The organism is Rhizobium sp. BK491 (assembly GCF_014194925.1).
Lineage (GTDB): Bacteria > Pseudomonadota > Alphaproteobacteria > Rhizobiales > Rhizobiaceae > Rhizobium.
On the sequence record NZ_JACIAR010000005.1, the window covers coordinates 288,148 to 309,416 of the forward strand.

The 21,269-nt window shown below is 61.7% G+C and carries 15 protein-coding genes; 6 read left to right on the forward strand and 9 right to left on the reverse strand.

Features of this window, described 5'->3' with window-relative positions; genetic code table 11:
- Position 1: 1 nt before the first annotated feature.
- The 3 genes from FHX05_RS23220 (at position 2) to FHX05_RS23230 (ending at position 3,945) form a co-directional block, all read left to right on the forward strand.
- The gene (locus tag FHX05_RS23220; RefSeq protein WP_183874779.1) at positions 2 to 3,145 is read left to right on the forward strand and encodes an efflux RND transporter permease subunit; all 3,144 of its coding nucleotides are present in this window, start codon (positions 2 to 4) and stop codon (positions 3,143 to 3,145) included.
- A gap of 132 nt (positions 3,146 to 3,277) precedes the next feature.
- A complete protein-coding gene (locus FHX05_RS23225) occupies positions 3,278 to 3,523 on the forward strand; it encodes a plasmid stabilization protein (RefSeq protein WP_183712571.1) in 246 nt (81 codons plus the stop codon).
- Entirely contained in the window at positions 3,520 to 3,945 is a 426-nt protein-coding gene (locus tag FHX05_RS23230) for a type II toxin-antitoxin system VapC family toxin (RefSeq protein WP_112606634.1), read from the forward strand. Before FHX05_RS23225 ends, FHX05_RS23230 begins: the two co-directional genes overlap by 4 nt.
- 21 nt (positions 3,946 to 3,966) lie before the next feature.
- Here FHX05_RS23230 and FHX05_RS23235 read toward each other — a convergent pair whose 3' ends face one another.
- The 4 genes from FHX05_RS23235 to FHX05_RS23250 form a co-directional block, all read right to left on the reverse strand.
- Complete coding sequence (locus FHX05_RS23235) at positions 3,967 to 7,083, reverse strand: efflux RND transporter permease subunit (RefSeq protein WP_183874781.1); 3,117 nt, start codon at positions 7,081 to 7,083, stop codon at positions 3,967 to 3,969.
- Positions 7,080 to 10,199 carry an efflux RND transporter permease subunit gene (locus FHX05_RS23240; protein ID WP_183874782.1) on the reverse strand — a complete coding sequence of 1,040 codons (3,120 nt, stop codon included), beginning with the start codon at positions 10,197 to 10,199 and terminating at the stop codon, positions 7,080 to 7,082. The genes FHX05_RS23235 and FHX05_RS23240 overlap by 4 nt, the downstream gene beginning before the upstream one ends.
- Positions 10,196 to 11,707: an efflux RND transporter periplasmic adaptor subunit gene (locus FHX05_RS23245; RefSeq protein ID WP_183874784.1), complete on the reverse strand. Its 1,512-nt coding sequence runs from the start codon at positions 11,705 to 11,707 to the stop codon at positions 10,196 to 10,198. Before FHX05_RS23245 ends, FHX05_RS23240 begins: the two co-directional genes overlap by 4 nt.
- 212 nt (positions 11,708 to 11,919) lie before the next feature.
- Positions 11,920 to 13,020, reverse strand: a complete 1,101-nt coding sequence (locus FHX05_RS23250) for an RHE_PE00001 family protein (RefSeq protein WP_183874787.1) — start codon at positions 13,018 to 13,020, stop codon at positions 11,920 to 11,922.
- A gap of 171 nt (positions 13,021 to 13,191) precedes the next feature.
- On the opposite strand from FHX05_RS23250, the gene FHX05_RS23255 reads away from it, so the two are divergent.
- Positions 13,192 to 15,690 (forward strand): heavy metal translocating P-type ATPase, encoded by a 2,499-nt coding sequence (locus FHX05_RS23255; protein ID WP_183874789.1) that lies wholly within the window; start codon positions 13,192 to 13,194, stop codon positions 15,688 to 15,690.
- Between the two features lie 103 nt (positions 15,691 to 15,793).
- Here the strand turns inward: FHX05_RS23255 and FHX05_RS23260 are convergent, their stop codons facing one another.
- Positions 15,794 to 16,984, reverse strand: a complete 1,191-nt coding sequence (locus FHX05_RS23260; RefSeq protein ID WP_112606648.1) for an acetyl-CoA C-acyltransferase — start codon at positions 16,982 to 16,984, stop codon at positions 15,794 to 15,796.
- 166 nt (positions 16,985 to 17,150) lie between these two features.
- On the opposite strand from FHX05_RS23260, the gene FHX05_RS23265 reads away from it, so the two are divergent.
- Both FHX05_RS23265 and FHX05_RS23270 read left to right on the forward strand, forming a co-directional pair.
- A complete protein-coding gene (locus FHX05_RS23265; protein ID WP_112336248.1) occupies positions 17,151 to 17,378 on the forward strand; it encodes a type II toxin-antitoxin system VapB family antitoxin in 228 nt (75 codons plus the stop codon).
- A complete protein-coding gene (locus FHX05_RS23270; protein WP_183874791.1) occupies positions 17,378 to 17,773 on the forward strand; it encodes a type II toxin-antitoxin system VapC family toxin in 396 nt (131 codons plus the stop codon). The genes FHX05_RS23265 and FHX05_RS23270 overlap by 1 nt, the downstream gene beginning before the upstream one ends.
- Before the next feature lie 126 nt (positions 17,774 to 17,899).
- On the opposite strand, the gene FHX05_RS23275 is transcribed toward FHX05_RS23270, so the two are convergent.
- From FHX05_RS23275 to FHX05_RS23290, 4 genes are all read right to left on the reverse strand, one after another.
- On the reverse strand, positions 17,900 to 18,205 hold the full coding sequence (locus FHX05_RS23275; RefSeq protein WP_183874793.1) for a hypothetical protein: 306 nt from the start codon (positions 18,203 to 18,205) through the stop codon (positions 17,900 to 17,902).
- A gap of 103 nt (positions 18,206 to 18,308) precedes the next feature.
- Entirely contained in the window at positions 18,309 to 19,748 is a 1,440-nt protein-coding gene (locus tag FHX05_RS23280) for an MFS transporter (RefSeq protein ID WP_183874795.1), read from the reverse strand.
- 196 nt (positions 19,749 to 19,944) lie between these two features.
- Positions 19,945 to 20,607 (reverse strand): sulfite oxidase-like oxidoreductase, encoded by a 663-nt coding sequence (locus FHX05_RS23285; protein WP_183874797.1) that lies wholly within the window; start codon positions 20,605 to 20,607, stop codon positions 19,945 to 19,947.
- A gap of 80 nt (positions 20,608 to 20,687) precedes the next feature.
- The gene (locus FHX05_RS23290; RefSeq protein WP_210294965.1) at positions 20,688 to 21,266 is read right to left on the reverse strand and encodes a HutD family protein; all 579 of its coding nucleotides are present in this window, start codon (positions 21,264 to 21,266) and stop codon (positions 20,688 to 20,690) included.
- Between the last annotated feature and the right edge of the window lie 3 nt (positions 21,267 to 21,269).

Here is a 21,269-nt window from a genome sequence, read left to right on the forward strand (position 1 = left end):
GATGTCTCGTTTTTTCATCGACAGGCCGATCTTTGCCTGGGTGATCGCCATCGTCATCATGCTGGCGGGCGCACTTTCGATCTTCACCCTGTCGATTTCGCAATATCCGCAAATCGCGCCGACGACGGTCAGCATCAGCGCCACCTATTCCGGGGCTGACGCGGCAACCGTCGAAAACTCGGTGACCAAGGTCATCGAGCAGGGCATGACGGGCATCGACAATCTCGACTACATGACCTCGACCTCGACCTCGACGGGTCAGGCCTCGATTTCATTGACCTTCACCAACAAGGCCGATCCCGACGTTGCGCAGATGCAGGTGCAGAACAAGCTGCAACTCGTCACCGCGCAGCTGCCGCAGACCGTGCAATCCACGGGTATCGTGGTTTCCAAGTCGACGTCGAACTTTCTGATGGTCGTGGGCTTCGTATCGACCGACGGCAAGCTTAACTCGAACGACCTTGCCGACTACGTCGACAGCACCCTCAACGACACGCTGAAGCGCATCGAAGGCGTGGGCAACACGCAGATCTTCGGTTCCGGCTACGCCATGCGCATCTGGGTCGATCCGGACAAGCTCGCCAAATACCAGCTGATGACGTCGGATGTCGTCTCTGCCATCCAGGCCCAGAACTCGCAGGTCTCGGCCGGCCAGCTCGGTGCATTGCCGCAGCGCAAGGGCCAGGAGCTCAATGCGACCGTCACAGCCAAGAGCCGTCTGCAGACGCCCGAGCAGTTCAACAACATCATCCTCAAGAGCCAGCCGAACGGTTCGCTGGTTCGCTTGAATGACGTCGCCTCCGTCGAACTCGGCGCCAAGAGCTACACGACGTCGAGTACCTATAACGGTCATCCCTCCGCCGGCCTGGCGGTGATGCTGGCCTCGGGCGCCAACGCCATCAACACGGCGGAAGCGGTCCGCACGACCATCAACAATCTCAGCCAGACGCTGCCGCCGAATGTGGAGATCGTCTATCCCTACGATACGACGCCCTTCGTGAAGCTGTCGATCGAGGACGTGGTCAAGACGCTGTTCGAAGCCATCGTACTCGTCTTCATCGTCATGTTCGTCTTCCTGCAGAACATCCGCGCCACGCTCATCCCGACGCTCGCCGTCCCGGTCGTGCTTCTCGGCACTTTCGGCGTGCTGGCGCTGTTCGGCTATTCCATCAACACATTGACCATGTTCGGCATGGTGCTCGCCATCGGTCTATTGGTCGACGATGCCATCGTGGTGGTCGAGAATGTCGAGCGCGTGATGGAGGAGGAGGGACTGTCGCCGCGCGAGGCCACGATCAAGTCGATGCAGGAAATCACCGGCGCGCTGATCGGTATCGCCACCGTGCTTTCGGCCGTGTTCATCCCGATGGCCTTCTTCTCCGGTTCGGTCGGTGTCATCTACCGGCAGTTCTCGGTGACGATCGTCTCCGCGATGGTGCTGTCCGTCATCGTTGCTCTTATCCTGACGCCCGCCCTTTGCGCCACCCTTTTGAGAAAGCCCAAGCATGGCGCCAAAGAGCGCGGTCTGTTTGGCTGGTTCAATCGCAACTTCGAGCGGGCAACGCATCGCTACCAGCGCGGCGTTCACGGCATGATCCGCCTCAGCATCGTCTTCCTGCTGATATTCGTCCTTATCGGCGGTGCCGTTGCTGCTCTGTTCAACCGCCTGCCGAGCTCCTTCCTGCCGGATGAAGACCAGGGCATCCTGCTGACCGCCATTCAGCTGCCGCCGGGCGCCACGGATTCACGCACCAAGGCCGTGCTCGACCAGGTGAGGAACTATTACCTCAACACCGAAAAGGACTATGTCGAAGGCGCATTCGCTGTCGCCGGCTTCGGCTTCAGCGGTCAGGGCCAGAATGTTGGCCTCGTTTTCGTGAGGCTGAAGGACTTCGACCTGCGCAAGACGCCGCAATCCAAGGCGCAAGCGATCGCACGCCGCGCGATGGGTGCTTTCTCGAAAATCAAGGACGGCAATGTCTTTGCGCTGGCGCCGCCGGCCATCCCCGGCTTCGGCAGCTCGAGCGGCTTCGACTTCTTCATCAAGGACATCAACGGTGCCGGTCACGCGGCACTGATCGCTGCCCGCAATCAGTTGCTCGGGGCTGCCGGCAAGAATCCGAAGCTTGCCGGCACCCGTCCGAACGGCCAGGAAGATACGCCGCAATTCTCCTTGAACATCGACGAGGAAAAGGCGAGCGCTCTGAATATCAGCCTGGCCGATATCGACTCGACCCTGTCGACCGCCTGGGGCGGCACCTATGTCAACGACTTCATCGACCGCGGTCGTGTGAAGCCCGTCTATGTTCAGGCCAACAAGGATTTCCGCATGCAGCCCGAGGATTTCGGTCGCTGGTACGTGCGCAATTCCAGCGGCGACATGGTGCCCTTCTCGGCCTTCTCGAACGGTGAATGGAATTACGGTTCGCCGCGCCTGGAGCGCTATAACGGCTCCTCCGCCGTCGAAATCCAGGGCGCGGCCGCGCCGGGCGTCTCCTCGGGCGACGCCATGAATGAGATCGACAAGATCATGGCGACCCTGCCGCAGGGCTTCAGCCACGAATGGACAAGCCTCTCGGCCCAGGAAAAGCTCTCGGGTAACCAGGCGACCCAGCTCTACGCCATCTCCATCCTGGTGGTGTTCCTGGCACTCGCCGCCCTCTATGAGAGCTGGTCGATCCCCCTCGCCGTCATGCTGTCGGTGCCGATCGGCATCTTCGGTGCGCTCCTGGCTGCAACCCTGTTCGGACAATCGAACGACGTCTACTTCAAGGTCGGCCTCTTGACGACCATAGGTCTGGCGGCGAAGAACGCCATCCTGATCGTCGAATTCGCCATCGAGCAGCAGAACCAGGGCAAAAACCTGATCGACGCCACGCTGGAAGCATCGCGCCAGCGCCTGCGGCCGATCCTGATGACCTCGCTCGCCTTCATCCTTGGCGTCATGCCGCTGGCGATCGCCAACGGGGCCGGCTCCGGCAGCCAGAACTCGATCGGTATCGGCGTCATGGGCGGCATGATCTCGGCTACCGTGCTCGGCGTCTTCTTCATCCCGCTGCTCTTCGTCTCGGTGCGCCGTGTCTTCAAGGGTACGGTTAAGTCGACGGCAGCGCCGGAGTCCGCCAACCCTGACGTGGCGCATTAGGACCTCTCCACTCGCTCTCGCGAAAAAGAGAGCGGGTGGTTGAAATCTCGATCACGGATCGGCTGCTTGGTCTTGATTTGCCAGATCTGTCATCAATGATTGATATGCAATCATTGATGACAGGACATTTCTATGGCCAGTATGACGATCCGCAACATCGATGATCATCTAAAGACCCGGCTGCGCATTCGCGCTGCCGCGCATGGGCGATCGATGGAGGATGAGGCGCGAGATATTCTGCGAGCGGCCTTATCGACGGAAGAAAAGCGTCATCCCAATTTAGCCGAGACAATTCGTCGTCGTATGACTGCAAGCGGTGGGGTCGTACTGGATATTGCCCCACGTGAACTAATCCGCCCGGTCGATCTCGATCCATGATCATTCTCGACACGAATGTCATTTCGGAACTATTGGCGCCATCGCCATCGCAGGTAGTTGAAGCTTGGCTCGCTGCCCAGCCTCCTCTCGCCATCTTTACGACGGCAACGACAGAGGCGGAAATCCTTTACAGCCTCCGGCTGCTGCCCGCGAGCCGACGCCGAAGCGAATTGGAGGCTGCCATTCTCCCGATCTTCGAAGAGGATTTCGCCGGAAGAGTTCTTCCCTTCGATAGTGAAGCCGCGGGCGCATATTCTTTCATTGCAACATCGCGGCGTCGGGCCGGCAAACCAATCACCCAGTTCGATGCTCAGATCGCCGCAATTGTAGCGTCGCGAGGAGCAGTGCTTGCAACACGCAACGTGTCGGATTTCCTGGATACAGGAATAGCTATCGTCAACCCGTGGGACTATCAGGGCTGATCCGGTCCGTCCGCTAAGCACTCAAATTGATAGCGGAGATATTGGCGGTTCCGAGGCTGCAGTCTGCGGTTTCGGCGACCATTTTGCGTGCAGCTTGGCAAGCATCAGGTAGATGATCGGCGTGGTATAGAGCGTCAGCACCTGCGACACGACGAGGCCGCCGACGATGGTAATCCCAAGCGGCCGGCGCAGCTCCGCACCGGGCCCTGTTGCAATGATCAACGGGATGGCGCCCATCAGCGCGGCGAGCGTCGTCATCAAGATCGGGCGGAAACGCTTGAGGCATGCCTGATAGATGGCTTCTTCCGAAGGCAAGCCGAGCGTGCGCTCGCCCTGCAGGGCGAAATCCACCATCATGATGCCGTTCTTCTTGACGATGCCGATCAAGAGAATGATGCCGATGAAGGCGATGATCGTCAGCTCCGTGCCGCTGATGGCGAGCGCCAGCAGCGCGCCGAGACCGGCCGAAGGCAGCGTCGAGATGATCGTCAGCGGATGTGCCAGGCTTTCATAGAGAATGCCGAGAACGATATAGACCGTCAGCAATGCCGCCAGGAGCAGGAGCGGCTGGCTGCCGGACGACTGGGTAACGCTTGCGGCATCGCCGGCGAAATCCGCATGCAGCGTATCGGGCAGATGCATGTCGAGCACGGCTTTCTGGATGGCATCGTTCGCCACCTGCAGCGGCGTATTGAGCGCCAGATTGTAGGAAATCGTCACGGCGGGATATTGACCCTGGTGATTGACCACCAGCGGCGCGAGCGTCCGGTCGATTGACGCCACCGCGCTCAACGGCACCTGCGTGCCGCCGGCGGCGGGCACGTAGAGCTTGGAAATATCGTGGGGATCGAGCGCATAGTCGGGATTCGCCTCCAATACGACACGATATTGGTTGCGCTGCGTATAGATCGTAGAGATCTGCCGTTGCGCGAAAGCATTGTTGAGCGCGGAATCGATGGACTGGATGTTGACGCCGAGCTGGGAAGCGAGGGTGCGATCGATATTGACGGTCGCCTGCAGGCCGTTGGGCTGCCTGTCGGTGGCAACATCGGTCAATCCTGGAAGAGCCTGCAGACGTTCCAAAACCTTAGGCGCCCATTCCACCAGCTCGTCGTAATTCGCACCCCAGATCGTGAATTGATATTGCGATTGCGACTGACGCGCGCCGGCGCGGATATCGCCCGGCGAAAACAGGAATGTGCTGAGGCCGGGAACCGCCATCAACTGCTTGCGGAGCCGGTCTATGACATCGGCGGTCGGCGCACGCTCCGATTCCGGTTTCAGCGAGATGAAAAGCTGGCCACGATTGACGGAGCTGGAAAAGCCGCCCCCGCCGACGGAAGAGCCGACACCCGACACCGCCGGGTCCTTGGCAACTATATCCGCCGCCAGCTGCTGGAGCTTTACCATGGCCGGATAGGAGATATCGGTCGCGGCCTGCGTCCCGCCCTGGATAAAGCCGGTGTCGTCCTGCGGAATGAAGCCCTTTGGAACCTTGACGTAGAGATAGCCCGTCATGACCACGCAGGCGATGATGACGACGACCGAAAGGAGGCGGTGATGCAGCACCGCCCGCAGGGTGCGGCCGTAAAAGCCCGTAACGGCGCTAAGCGTGCCTTCGACGATACGTCCGAACGGGCCGGGCCGGGCATCGATATCGTGCTGACGCAGTCGATGGCCGCAGATCATCGGCGTCAGCGTGAGGGACACCAGTGTCGAAACGACGATAGTGAAGCCGAGCGTCAGCGAGAAGGTCTGAAAGAACCGGCCGACGATACCGCCCATGAAGAACAGCGGGATGAAGGCGGCAAGCAGCGACAGGCTGATGGAAATGACGGTAAAGCCGATCTGCTTGGCGCCTTCGAGCGCCGCCCGCATCGGCTTCATGCCGGCTTCCAGATTGGCATAAATGTTCTCGATCATGACGATGGCATCGTCGACGACAAAGCCGACGGAAACGGCAAGCGCCATGAGGGAGAGATTGTCGATCGACAGTCCGAAAAGCCACATCGCGGCAAAAGTGCCGGCAAGCGACAGGGGCACCGTCACACCCGCGGCAAAGGTCGGCGTTGCTCGTCGCAGGAAGACGAAGACAACGGCCATGACCAGGCAGATAGTGGCAAGCAGCGTCCATTGCATATCGGTGACGCTTGCATGAATCGTGGTGGTGCGGTCGGACAGGATGGAAACATTCACCCCGGCAGGAATGAGCCGCTGTAGCTCCGGGATCAGCTGCTTGACGGCATCGACGGTGGCGATGACGTTCGCATCCGCCTGCTTGGTGATGTTGAGCAGCACGGCCGGCTTGCCGTCGTACCAGGCATCCGAGCGGCTATTGCGCACACCCGGCTCGACAGTGGCGATATCCGAAAGGCGAACCGCCGTGCCGTCGCCACTGCGCACCACAATCCGCCCGAACGCTTCCGGCGTCTTCAACTGGCTGTTGACGGCGACTGAGAAAGCGCCGCCCGCACCGTCGATCGAGCCGAAGGGGCCGAGCACATTGGCATTGACGATCGCTGTACGGACCGCATCGAGCGAGAGGCCCATGGCCGAAAGCCGGTCCGGATCCAGCCGGACGCGGATGGCGGGCTGGTCTGCTCCGCTCACGGTCACACCGCCGACGCCGTCCACCTGCGAAATGCGCTGCACCACCACGGTATCGGCTGCATCATAGATGGCGCTCGGAGAGACATTGTCCGAGGTCAGCGCCAGGATGAGAACGGGGGCCGCAGCCGGGTTGATCTTGCGGAAGGACGGGAGAGTGGGCAGGTCGCCGGGCAGGTCCGTCGCAGCCGCGTTCAATGCCGCCTGCACATCCTGCGCGGCACCATCGACGCTGCGCGACAGGTCGAACTGGATGATGATCGTGCTCGATCCGAGCGAGCTGACGGACGTCATTTGAGTGACGCCGGCAATAGTCCCAAGATGACGCTCCAACGGAGCGGCCACGCTCGCCGCCATACTGGCCGGATCGGCCCCAGGACGGCTTGAAGAAACGACAATGGTCGGCAAATCCACCGTCGGCAGGCTTGCAACCGGCAGGAAGCGATAGGCAACGATGCCGAGGATCACCAGCCCGATCGCCAGAAGCGTCGTCCCGACAGGGCGTTTGATAAACGGCTCGGAGATGTTCATCTCTCGCCACCCGCCAATTCATTCATCTCGGCGCTCGGCGTGCCGCTGGTGCGGCCGACGACCTTGGCGCGCAGCCGCTCGAAGGCGAGATAGATCACCGGCGTCGTATAGAGCGTCAGGAGCTGCGAAAGCACGAGACCACCGATAATGGTGATTCCGAGCGGAATGCGCAACTCCGCACCCGTACCCTGCGCCAGCGCCAGCGGCAAGGCGCCGAAGAGTGCCGCGAGCGTCGTCATCATGATCGGCCGGAAACGCAGGATAGAGGCTTTCAGAATGGCCTCGCGCGGCTCCAGGCCTTCCTTGCGCTCCGCCTCTAGCGCGAAGTCGATCATCATGATCGCATTCTTCTTGACGATACCCATCAGGAGCACGATGCCGATCAACGCGATGATCGAGAGATCCTGCCCGAACAGCATCAGCGCCAGCAGCGCGCCGACGCCAGCCGAAGGCAGCGTCGAAAGAATCGTCACCGGATGCACGGCGCTTTCATAGAGCAGGCCGAGCACGATGTAGATCGTCACGATTGCCGCGAGGATCAGCCAGGGCTCGCCCGCCAGCGACGAGGCAAATTCCTCGGCATCGCCGGAATATTTGCGCTGGATATTGTCGGGCATCTCGATATCCCGTTCCGCCGCCTTTATCTCGGCGACGGCATCGCTGAGCGACGCGCCCTTGGCGAGGTCGAAGCTGAGCGTCACGGCCGGAAACTGCTCGTCATGGCTGATGACCAGCGGCGCGGTCGTGAAACTCGCCGTCGTGAAGGCATTGAGCGGCACCTGGGTATCGCTGGCACCGGCGACATAAAGCTTGTCGAGCGATTTCGGGTCGGACTGATATTGCGGCGCAGCCTCAAGGATGACGCGATACTGGTTGGCCTGGCCATAGATCGTTGCGATCTGCCGCTGGCCGAAGGCATCATTCAAAGTATCGCTGACGGCCTGCATCGATACGCCGAGCCGAGAGGCGGTTTCGCGATTGACATCGACGAAGATGCGCCCGCCGCCCATCTCGACCTCGGAAGAGACATCGATGAGCTTCGGGCTTTCCTGAAGGCGCTGGGCGAGCTTCTGCGACCAGTCGACCACCGTGTTCGTGTCCGTGCCCGTTAGCGTATATTGATAGGGCGCACGGCTGGCCCTGGTGCTGATCGAAATATCGCGAACGCTCTGGAAGGTGACGTGGATGCCGGGTAAGCCCGTCACCTCGCCGCGCATCCTGTCGATGATCTGATCGGCGGAGGCATTACGCTCGTTCCGCGGCTTCAGCACGAGACTGAGGTTGCCGGTGTTCAGCGTCAGGTTGCTGGCGCTGGCGCCTATGACGGCAACGACGCCGGCGACATCCGGGTCCTTGCGCAGCCGGTCGGTCACATCAGCCTGGATCTGCTTCATGGTCTCGAAGGAGGTCGTCGGCTCGGCCTCGATGACGGCGGTGATGAGACCCGTATCCTGCGCCGGCAGGAAGCCCTTGGGAATGACGACATAAAGGGCGATCGTCGCAGCCAGCGTCACCACCGTCACCAGCAGCATGAGACGGCTGCGATCCACGGCCCAGACAAGGCTGCGCCGATAGCCCTCGACCATCCAGTCGGTGAAACGGTCGGCCCCGGCCAGAAAGCCGCCCTGATGCTCTTTCGGCTTGCGCAGGATGCGCGCGCACATCATCGGCGTCAGCGTCAGCGAGACGACGGCCGACACGACGACGGCAATGGTGAGCGTCAGTGCGAATTCCCGGAACATACGGCCGACAATGCCGGTCATGAACAGCAGCGGAATGAAGACGGCGACCAGCGAGACGGTGAGCGAAATGATCGTGAAGCCGATTTCGCCGGCGCCCTTCAGCGCCGCCTGCATCGGGTTTTCGCCCTCTTCGATATGGCGGGCAATATTCTCGATCATCACGATGGCGTCGTCGACGACGAAGCCGGTGCCTATGGTGAGCGCCATGAGCGAGAGATTGTCGAGGCTGAAGCCGGCGAACCACATCACCCCGAAGGTTGCGATCAGCGACAGCGGCAGGGCGACGCCGGCAATAAAGGTCGCCGTCATCGTCCGCAGGAAAAGCAGGACGACCAGGATGACGAGGCCGATGCTGATGACCAGCGTCCACTGCACGTCATGGATCGAGGCGCGGATCGTCTCGGTGCGGTCATTGACGATATCAAGCGAAATACCGGCCGGCATCGCCTGCTTCAGCTTCGGGATCTGCTTCAGGACGTTCTCGACCGTCTGGATGACGTTGGCGCCCGGCTGGCGCATGATATCGAGAATGACGGCGGGCTGGCCCTGATACCAGGCGCCGACACGATTATTCTCCAGCCCCTCGACGACCGTTGCGACGTCTTTCAATTGCACCGGCGCGCTGTTGCGGTAGGCGACGATGACCGATTTATAGACGTTCGGATCGACGATCTGGTCGTTGGCGGCAAGCGTGAAGCTCTGTTGCGTGCCGTCGAGCGAACCCTTCGCGCCGGCAACGCTGGCATTGGTGATGGCGGTGCGGATGTCCTCAAGGGCGAGACCATAGGAAGCGAGACGCGGCAGGTCCACCTGGATGCGGATGGCGGGTTTGACGCCGCCCTGGATGTTGACGTCGCCAACACCGGAGACTTCGCTCAGGCGCTGCGCCATCATCGTATCGGCAAAGTCGCTGAGTTCGCGGATCGAATAGCTGTTGGAGCGCAGCGCCAACGTCACGATCGGCGTATCGGCCGGGTTCACCTTCGAGTAGGTCGGCGGATAGGGAAGCGTGCGCGGCAAGGTCGATCCGGCAGCGTTGATTGCTGCCTGAACGTCCTGTGCAGCGCCATCAATATCGCGGCCGAGATCGAACTGGAGGGTAATCTGGCTGATGCCGAAGGCGCTCGATGAGGTCATCGACGCCAACGACGGAATCTGACCGAGTGGCCGCTCCAGAGGTGCCGTCACCAGCGCCGCCATCGTATCGGGATCGGCACCCGGAAGCTGCGTCGTCACCTGGATCGTCGGAAAATCCACCTGCGGCAGCGGCGCGACCGGCAGGAAGAGAAAGCCGAGAATGCCACCCAACAGCACCGCCACCCCGAGGAGCGAGGTGGCGATCGGCCGGGAGATGAAGAGCGACGAGACGTTCATTGTTGTTGCGTCGGCGTGCCGGAGGAATTGTTGGAGGCCGAGCCGCTGCCCGCATCCGCACCCTGCTCGCCGCCGGCGCCAGGCTGACCATCCTGGCCGCGATGGCCATTATGCCCGCCGGCACTGCCCTGCTCGCCCTGGCCACCGGTTCCACCTTGGCCGTTGTGCCGACGATGCGGGCGCTCGCTCGCATTCGCTGTGCCGGCACCGCCATTCTGCGAATCGTTCTCCGCGACGGGCTGGCCTTTATTATCGGTTGACGGAGCAGCCGGCGACGCCTGATCCGGATTGGCTGAAATCTGCACCTTCGATCCATTCTGCAGCCGGGCGAAACCGGTCGTCACCACCTTGTCGCCGGGCGCCACACCCTCCGCGATGACGGCAAGCGTATCGTCCTGCTGGCGCACCTTCACCGGCTTCATCGCGACGGTCTGATCCTGACTGATGATATAGACAAAGGTGCCGTTCGGCCCGCGCTGGACGGCGCCGCTCGGGATGACGGTGACGCCCTTCAGCGTCTCCACGAGCAATCGGGCATTGACGAAGGCGCCGGGCCAGAGCGCCAGCTTGTCGTTCGGGAAATTCGCCTTCAGCCTGACAGTGCCAGTGGTGGGGTCAACCTGATTGTCGACCACACCAAGCGAACCATTGTCGACCACCGTCTCGCCGTCGTTGCCCAAAGCCTGGACGGAAAGCGTTCCGGCCGCGCTTGCCGCGTTAACGCGGGCAAGCTGTTGCTGTGGAATGGAAAACAGCACGGAGATCGGCTTGATCTGCGAAAGCGTGACGATACCGGTCGTATCGCCGGAGCTGACGAGATTGCCGATATCGACGTTACGGATGCCGGTGCGCCCATCGAAGGCCGCCCTGATCGTCGTATAATCGAGCGTCGCCTGTGCGCTTTCGATCGCCGCCACATCCACCTGGACCTGCGCGGTATATTGCGCCACCAACGAGGTCTGCGTGTCGACCTGCTGCTGCGTGCCGGACGCGCTCTTCACCATCATCTGATAGCGGGCGAGATCGCGCTGGGCGCCTGCGAGCAAAGCTTCGTCCTGCGCCTTCTTGGCGATCGCCTGGTCGAGCTGCGCCTTATAGACGGAATCGTCGATGCGGGCGATGATATCGCCCTTCTTGATGTCCTGGCCCTCGACGAAATTGATTTCGACGATTCGTCCGCTGACCTGCGCGCGCACCGTCACGGCATTCAGGGCCTTCACCGAGCCCACGCCGTTGATATAGACAGGGACATCGGCCGTCGTCGCATCCGCGGCGAGCACCGGAACCGGTCCATTGAACTGCGACATGCTGCGCCGTCCGCCACCGCTGCCACCCTGCCTTTGGCCACCACGGCGTCCGTCCTGGGCTTGCTCTCCCGGTGCTGCGGCATTTTGGTAGCCAAGCAGCTTCTCCGCGGGCCCAAGCCAACGATCGCGGGTCACATAGGCGCCATACCCGACGGCGCCGATCACTGCCAACCAAACGACGACCCGAAACGTCCGAGCCATTCACCCACCTCTTCAAATCCCGGGGTGATCGACGATCTCCCGCTATTCATGGCGCGACCTTAGCTTGCATCGTGCCGCTTAGGAATTTGGTATGGGCATTAAATTTTGTCCATTTTAGCGCCACTTAGCGTAACAAACTGTAACATTGGACGAAAACCAGGGTTGTGGTTGCAAGGGACGGCGGCGCTACCCACACCAGCCGTTGCAGCACATCAAAGTACGCCCCAGCCTCGATAGCGCCCGCGCCCGGTCATTTCGCGCAGGCCGAGTTCGGTCACGAGATTGAGCGCGCCCCTTGAGGTAATGCCGACATGGCGCGCAATCATTTTTGCCGAGACGATCGGCCGCGATAGCACGATGTCGATGACCTCAGGCAGACTGCTGTTGGACCGCCTGTCCTTGAGCCGCACTTCCATCTGCAGCTTGGCAAGCGAAAGCCGATCAAGCTCCTTGAGGCCTGAATCGGCCGAAAGTGCCATGGCCTCCAGAAACGCCGTCAGCCGCGTGGTGCGGTCCGGCGCTCGCCGGCGGTCATGGCGAACGGCCTTCAGGCCGACATTCAGGCAGAAGAGGTGCGATGTCACCTTGCCCCGGCTGCGCAGATAAGCGCTGGCCAGCAAGCCGCCGAGCCAATGCTGCCGCCGCAGCGGCTCGATCCTTTCCCAGGCATCGAAAAGCACCGCGGCACCCAGGGTAGCCGGCAGCAGATCCGCCTCGCGCATGACGGCGCGCCAGCTGTCCAGCCGCTCATCCTCATCCCAATCTTCGTCTCGGATGAGTGCCAGGGGATCCTGGGCATCGATAATCGGCTGCCTGGGTTCCGGAACGCCGCCATTCAGGATCTTGTCGGATCGGGCGAGGATCGCGTCGATCTCGGCGAAATCGACGCCGAAATCATCCTCCGGCTCGTCAGGCTCGATGGACCGGGCAGAGGTCGAACGCGGCGTGCTACCCTCGTTGGTCTCGCCGACCTCACCGCGCAGCACGGCAAGGCCAGCCGGCTCCAGGCCCCAGGACGGATCGGCGGCCCATAGACGGCGACGGCTGCGCAGCACCGAATGGGCAATGGTCAATTCATGAGTCGGGGTGCGCGTATCCATGCGCGCATCGTGCAGGACGAGATCCTCCACATGCACAAGTTCGCCTCCCACCCAAAGCGCACCGGCAGCATCGAAAAAGTGCCCACGCTCGCGAAAGCCATTCGCTACCGCATGCCTCAGCACGCGCTCATCCAGCCGGGCCAGCATATCTTCCGCCTTGACGACGGCAGGCAGAAGCGCGGCAAGCGGCAGCGTGGTCAGATCATATCGCATTGGAATCACATCATTGCATCGATCTTACGGAACTTATCATCGCCATCCGCAGCGAGATAGGAAGGCGGCTCTGTGAACTGTGGATGGCAATCACTATTTTCTGGCTTGACCTTCCAGCGATGGGAAGGTCCATAGACCTGTCCGAAGCCCCTTCGGGCAAAGGAGTATGACATGGCACCGCATGACGAGCACGATCACAGCCATCATGGACACGATCACGATGACGCCCACACGCAGGATGAAGTGATCCGCGATCCCGTCTGCGGCATGACCGTCGACCCCGATGCCGGCAAGCCGTCGCTGCAATATAGCGGCCGCACTTTCCACTTTTGCAGCAATGGCTGCCGTACAAAATTCGAGGCTGCGCCGGAAAACTACCTCACGGCCAAGGATCCCGTCTGCGGCATGACGGTCGATCGCGCCACTGCCCGCCATTTCACGAAGCACGAGGGCGAGAAATTCTATTTCTGCTCGGCCGGCTGCAAGGTGAAGTTCGAAGCGGACCCATCGGCTTGTCTCGACGGCAACAAGCCGGCGCCAAAGCCGATGCCGAAGGGCACGCTCTATACCTGCCCGATGCATCCCGAGGTGATCAGCGACCATCCTGGCGACTGCCCGAAATGCGGCATGGCGCTGGAGCCGACGGGTGTCCCGGCCGCCGATGAAGGCCCGAACCCCGAGCTTGTTGATTTCACGCGGCGGCTCTGGATCAGCGCCGTCCTGTCGCTGCCGCTGCTTGCCATCAGCATGGGGCCGATGATCGGCCTTCCCATTCGCGACTGGATCGGCGAGCCGATCGCCACCTGGGCCGAACTTGTTCTTGCAACGCCGGTCGTGCTTTGGGCGGCTCTTCCCTTCTTCCGCCGCGCCTGGAACTCGCTCGTCAACCGCAGCCCCAATATGTGGACGCTGATCGGTCTCGGCGTCGGCACCGCCTATCTTTACAGCGTGATTGCGACGCTTGCCCGCGGCCTGTTTCCGATGAGCTTCCGAGGGCATGGCGAGAGCGTGCCCGTCTATTTCGAAGCAGCGTCCGTGATCGTCGCCTTGGTCTTCGTCGGCCAGGTACTGGAATTGAAAGCCCGCGAACGCACCGGCTCGGCCATTCGCGCCCTTCTCGATCTCGCGCCGAAAACGGCACGACGCATCGGCGCCAATGGTAGCGAAACCGATGTGCCCGTCGACGAGATCCAGGCCGGCGATCGGCTGCGCGTGCGCCCCGGCGAGCGCGTCCCTGTGGATGGCTCCGTTGTCGAGGGACAATCGACCATCGATGAATCGATGATTACGGGCGAGCCCTTGCCGGTCGAGAAGGCCAAGGGTGACGCCTTGACCGGCGGCACGATCAACAGGAACGGCGCACTCATCATGCAGGCCGAGAAAGTCGGCGCCGAAACCACGCTCTCGCGCATCGTCGAGCTTGTCGCCAAGGCGCAGCGCTCACGCGCCCCCATCCAGACGATGGTCGACCGCGTCTCGGCCGTCTTTGTGCCCGCGGTCGTCGCAGCCGCCATCATCGCCTTTGCCGTCTGGGCCTTCGTCGGGCCGGAGCCGAGGCTGGCGCATGCGCTGCTTGCCGCCGTCGCGGTGCTCATCATCGCCTGCCCCTGTGCGCTGGGCCTGGCAACGCCCATGTCCATCATGATCGCCACCGGCCGCGGCGCACAGGAGGGCGTGCTGGTGCGCGATGCCGAGGCGCTGGAACGCTTCGCCAAGGTGGACACATTGATCGTCGACAAGACCGGCACGCTGACGGAAGGCAAACCGAACCTGACCGACATCGTCGCTGCGGCGGACATAGATGAGGCACACCTCCTCTCCCTCGCCGCCAGCCTTGAGCGCGGTTCAGAACACCCACTGGCCGAAGCCATCGTTGCCGGCGCCGAGGAACGCGGTGCGCGCTTCGTCGAGATCTCCGGCTTCTCGGCGGTGACCGGCAAGGGGGTGGAGGGCCGCGCCGGCGAAACCGCGATCGCCCTCGGCAATGCCGCGATGATGTCCGATCTCGGCGTTGCGACCGACGCATTGAAAGCAGAGACGGAACGCCTGCGCAGCGAGGGCAAGACCGTCATGTTCGTCGCCATCGACCAGAAGCTGGCCGGCCTCATCGCTGTTGCCGACCGGATCAAGCCGACCACGGCAGCCGCCATCAAGGCGCTGCATGAAAGCGGCCTGGCGATCGTCATGGCGACCGGCGACAACGGCAAGACCGCCGCTGCCGTCGCCAGAGAGCTTGGCATCGACGAAGTGCGCGCGGACATGCTGCCGGAAGGCAAGAAAGCGCTGATCGACGAGCTGCGGGCCAAGGGCCGCATCGTTGCCATGGCGGGCGACGGCGTCAACGATGCTCCGGCACTTGCCTCTGCCGATGTCGGCGTCGCCATGGGCACGGGCGCCGATGTCGCAATGGAAAGCGCAGGAATCACGCTGGTCAAGGGCGATCTCAACGGCATCGTCCGCGCCCGCCATCTCTCGGAAGCGACGATCCGCAACGTCAAGCAAAACCTTGCCTTCGCCTTCGGCTACAATGCGCTCGGCGTGCCGCTGGCAGCCGGCGTGCTCTATCCGGTGTTCGGCCTGCTGCTGTCGCCGATGATTGCGGCAGCGGCGATGAGCCTGTCGTCAGTCTCGGTTATCGGCAATGCACTGAGGCTGAGATTGGCGAACTAGAGGGATTGCCCTTCTCCCCCACGGGGAGAAGGCTAGGATGAGGGGCCACGCCGGCAGGTGCGACATCAATAGGCGTGCCTGGCTAGCCCCTCTATCGCTCCAGTCAGCCGACCCTCTCTACCGCAATCGCCGTAGCCTCGCCGCCCCCGATGCAAAGGGCCGCGACGCCCTTCCTTGCACCTTGGCGCTCCAGCGCATGCAGCAGCGTCACGATCAGCCGCGCGCCAGTAGCGCCGATGGGGTGACCGAGCGCGCAGGCGCCGCCGTTGACATTGAGACGGTCACGGGCAATGCCGAGTTCCTTTGCGGCCGCCATGGCGACGACGGCGAAGGCCTCGTTGATCTCGAAAAGCTCGACATCGCCGATCTTCCAGCCGCTCTTGTCGAGCACCTTGCGGATCGCCGGGATCGGCGCGGTCGTATACCAGGCAGGCTCCTGAGAATGCGTCGCATGCGCCTTGATTTCGGCAAGGATCGGCAAGCCCTCGCGCTCGGCGAGCGAACGGCGCGTCAGGATCAACGCTGCCGCACCGTCGGCATTGGCCGAGGCACTGGCAGCCGTAATCGTGCCATCCTTGCGGAAGGCCGGCTTGAGTGTCGGGATCTTTTCAGGCGAAACCTTTTGCGGATGCTCATCCTTGGCGATTGTGACCGGACCACCCTTGCCACTCACCGAGATCGGCGTGATTTCCGCTTCGAAAGCGCCGGTCTCGAGCGCCTTGCGGGCGCGCGACAGGGTTTCGACCGCGTAAGCATCCTGATCGTCGCGGCTGAACTGATAGGCCTCGACCGCCATCTCGCCGAAATCGCCCATGGAGCGACCCTTCTCATAGGCATCCTCCAGCCCGTCGAGCATCATATGGTCGAAGATGCGGTCATGGCCCATGCGATAGCCGCCGCGCGCCTTGGCGAGCAGATAAGGCGCATTCGACATGGATTCCATGCCGCCGGCGACCGCGATGGAGGCCGAGCCGGCGAGAAGCAGGTCATGTGCCAGCATGGTCGCCTTCATGCCCGAACCGCAGACCTTGTTGATGGTGGTGGCGCCGACGGCATCCGGAAGGCCAGCCCCGCGCGCAGCTTGCCGGGCCGGCGCCTGCCCTTGCCCCGCAGGCAGGACGCAGCCGAACAGAACCTCGTCCACTCTCTCGGCAGAAAGTCCCGCGCGCTCCAGCGCAGCACGGATGACATGCGCACCGAGCTCGGGCGCCTGCAGGGGCGAAAGATCTCCCTGGAAGCGGCCGAGCGGCGTGCGCGTGGCGGAAACGATGACAACGGGATCGATAGCGGGCATGACATCTCCTCACGGTCAAGCAAACAGCTTGATGTCATTGCTAGCATGTTAGATGATGTTCGTCATCTAAATATCGATGCACACGGAACACAAGCAGGCAACAGATGCGATTGCCCTCAAACCAGACAGGCTCTAAGGATATCCGCAAAGATTCAAAGGATATCTCATGCCGCTTTACATCAAGGACGACGCCATCGACCGATTGGCGCGCCGCTATCAGGCGTTGACCAAGGCCACTACCAAGACGGAAGCCGTTCGGCTTGCCCTGCAGAAGGCGCTCGATGAGGAGCTGACCAAACCGGCCCTTGCCGATGTCGCCGTCGCATTCTGCCGCAATCTCAAGCAGAAAGCCACCGCCAAGGGCGCCGGCACTGGCATGACAGGAGAGCCCTGATGTTCATCGACGCTTCGGTTTTGGTGGCAATGCTGACCGACGAGGAGGAGGCGCGCGCCTTTGCCATCCGCATGCAGCCGGCAACGGCCCGCATGACCTCGCCGCTTGTCGCAGCAAATGCCGCGATCCAGATTTCCACTATTTTGGGATTATCACCGACCGAGGCCGGCGAAGCGGTGCGGACTTTCCTGCAGCTGATGAACATCCAACTGCTCGCCGTGCCGCCTCGTGCCGCAGTTCTCGCGACCGAAGCTTACGAGCGCTATGGCCAAGGCGGCCATCCGGCGCGCCTCAGCCTGGACGATTGCATGACCTATGCCTGCGCTCGCTATTATCGCCAGCCGCTATTGTCGAATAGCGACCGCTTCAAGCAGACGGATATCGAGCTGGCTTAGAGCATGTCGCGTAAAAGTGTGCAGCGGTTTTGCGACGACGACATGCGCAAAATCAAAGACCTAAAGCGTGAGAAGCGAATCTGAAAGATCGCGACGCGCTTTAGGCCAGCTTGAGCCATTACGCCATTACGGGCAAAGCGAAGCGGAGCCTGCACTATAGGTGCTCGAGCGAGCGCCGACGGAGTTAGGGGCAGCGGCGCACTGCAGGCGGGAAATGGAATCGCCGGCACGAATCGGACCGGTCACCGACGGATCGGTGTTGATCGTGCCGTCCGGAAGGATTGCATCCTTCGAATGGTCGACGCTGCCGACATCGGCCTGGAACGCCTCGATATTGACGCGCTTGGGGTGATGCTTGTGCATCTGCTCGGCCATGGCGGCACTGGATACGCCGACGACGAGAGCGGAGATAGCGAGGGTTCTGAGCAGCATGGGACTGCCTCCTGTAGGAGTTGACGCAAGTTTCATATGGGAACCGGCAGGCCATTTTACAGCGGCTTGCCTGTCAATATCATTAAGAATTTGAAGGTTTTGATCAGGTCTTCACTTTGTGGCGGGATACCTCTGCGCCGGCATCGTGCGGCAGGCTGATAAAACGCAATGCGGAGATGCCACCGATAAGGCCAATGATGAGGAAAGCCCAGCGAAAATCGATGAGCGAGAGCATTTCCCCACCATGAATCGTGCGCGAGAGATTGAGAACGGCGGCAGCGACGGCGACGCCCAGTAGCAGCGAAACCTGCTGCAGCATGCTCGACAATGTGGAAGCGGAGCTGCGCTGCGCGGCATGGATATCGGCAAACCCCAGCGTATTCAGCGCCGTGAAGTTCATCGAACGCGACAGGCCGGCGATGAATAGCAGGCAATATATCAACGGGTCTGGTGTCGAGGGAGACAGAAGCGCGCATCCGGCAATGCTGGCGGACGAGATCAGCCCGTTGACGACGAGCACGTTGCGGAAACCAAAGATTCTCAACATCTGCGTCGTGATCGCCTTCATGCCGAGATTGCCCGCGAAATAGAACAGCAGATAGGAGCCCGCGTCGATCGCCGAGCGGCCGAAGCCAACTTGGAAAAGCAGCGGGATCAGGAAAGGCGTAGCGTTGATCGCCACACGGCTCGCCGTACCCGCCGAAAGTGTCGACATGGCGAAGGTCTGCACCTTGAAGGCGGAGAGATCGAGCAAGGGCGCATCGACCTTCATGAAATGCCGGGTGGCAATGATGGAAAAACCCGCACCTGCGGCGATCAACGCAATGCTGGCCGCCAGCCCCGTCGTCCCCTGCACCACGAATTCGAGGCCGGCAAGCAGGAAGGTCAGCCCCGCCGCCGATTGCAGAAAGCCGATAAAATCGAGCCGCGCGACCTTTTCCTCCCGCTGATCCGGCACGAAGCGCAGAACGAGGCCGAGCCCGATGATGCCGATCGGGATATTGATCAGGAAGTTCCAATGCCAGCTGAGATAGGTGGTGATGAAGCTGCCGAGCACCGGACCGATGACCGGAGCGGTCAGCGCCGGCCAGGTGATCATCGACATCGCATGCACCAGATCGGATTTGCGAGCATTCTTCAGCACGATGATGCGTCCCACGGGCGTCATCAGCGCGCTGCCGATACCCTGAACGGCGCGGGCAATGATGAACTCGGTCAAATTGCCCGAGAGGCCGCAGAACAGCGACGCCATGGTGAAGATGGCAATGGATGCCAAAAACACCCGCCGGGCGCCATAGCGATCGCCAGCCCAGCCTGCGAGCGGCACGAAAGCCGCCATGGTGAGCAGATAGACCGTGATGCCGATGCTCATCGAGACCGGCTCGACGCCGAAACTTACCGCCATCTGCGGCAACGAGGTGGTGATGATCGTCCCATCCAGAAACTGCATGAAAAAGGAAACGGCGACGACAAAGGCGATGATGCGGGACTGCCGGCCGAAACTTGCTTCGGAAGGCTCTTCTATAGTCCGGGCAACGGTCATGAGATGAATTTCACTGAATGGCGTTCAAGGGAGCCGGTGCTTCGGCAGCAATCATATGATCATTGAATACGCCCATGATGGTGGCTTGCAAAGCCACCAACCCGGCTGGCGCCGCGAAAAATTGACACGGTGACATAAGAACTACGATTCGAGACAGCCAATCCAAAGCCCCCTCACCCGCAGCGCTCCGGGAGCGTCAATCGTCCGCGTAGCGCTGCTCCCGCCAGGGATCGCCATACATGTGATAGCCGTTCTTCTCCCAGAAGCCGGCCCGGTCGGCGCCGATGAGTTCGATGCGGTTCAACCACTTGGCACTCTTCCAGAAATAGAGATGCGGCACGACGAGGCGCATCGGCCCGCCATGTTCGCCGGTCAGCGGCTGCCCCTCCCAGGCAGTAGCGAGAATGGCATCTTCGGCCGCGAAATCCGCAAGCGGCAGGTTGGTGGTATAGCCGTCATAGCTCGTCAGCAGCACATGTTGCGCCTCCGCCGTCGGCATGGCGAGATCAAGCAGTTCGCGCGTGGAAACCCCTTCCCAGCGATTGTCGTAGCGCGACCAGGTCGTGACGCAGTGAATGTCGCTGACACGGGTGCTTTGCCCGATCGCCTGGAAAGCTGCCCAATCGAGGCTGAGGCGCTTTTCCACGAAACCGATCACATCGAGCCGCCAACTGGACAATGAAATCTGCGGCTGCACGCCGAGATCGAGCACCGGCCAGTTCTTGACGAGATGCTGCCCCGGCGGCAACCGCTCGGTCTCCGGCCGGCTGATACGCCCCGTCAGAAACTTGCCCTCCGCCGCCCAGCGGCGCTTGGAAGTCGTGAGCTTGCTATCGGCGGGGATCTGGTCGTCGCTCATGCCGGCTATCCTCTCTCTGCTGAGTAGAAATAGGATAATCATACGGGTTCATGTCAAGCCGAAGAACATCTCATAGCCGGCTATATTGCCTTAATGGTAATCCAGAACAGCTGCGCCTTGCCCGAAATGGACCGCTCTGCGACGTCACTCTCCGAGACAAGCAGGCAATCGCCTGCGTTAAGCGCCGTGCCATCGATTTCAGCATTGCCGCGATGGCAAAGGACAAGGGTCGTCCCAGCCTCGAAGGCGACTTTGCTATTTCCGTCGACCGAAACGCGCCTCACCGAATGCGTGAAACGCCCCCGCCGCGTCATCACATTGAGATCCGTAATCGTGCCATCGATCAGCGTCGCCGAAGTCGGCGCGTCGGCAGCAAAGGGCAGCGGCTCGCTCGCCTGCGTCAAGCGCTCGGGCGCACGCCCCTTGATGAAGAGGGTCATGCCCTCGCCATCAAGGATAGATAGCGTACGATCGATACCCGGAAAAACCGAAAACGGCCCGTCCGTCGCAACAGTTGCCATGCTGACGCGCCAGTCGAAGTCGGCAAGCCCGACGCCTTCGGGCGAAACGGCGATCTCCACCGTTTCGCCGCCGCCGTTTTTCCAAGGCATGCGACGGTGACTATCGCTGCGGAGAAGCGTGATTTTCGGCATTGCCATCTG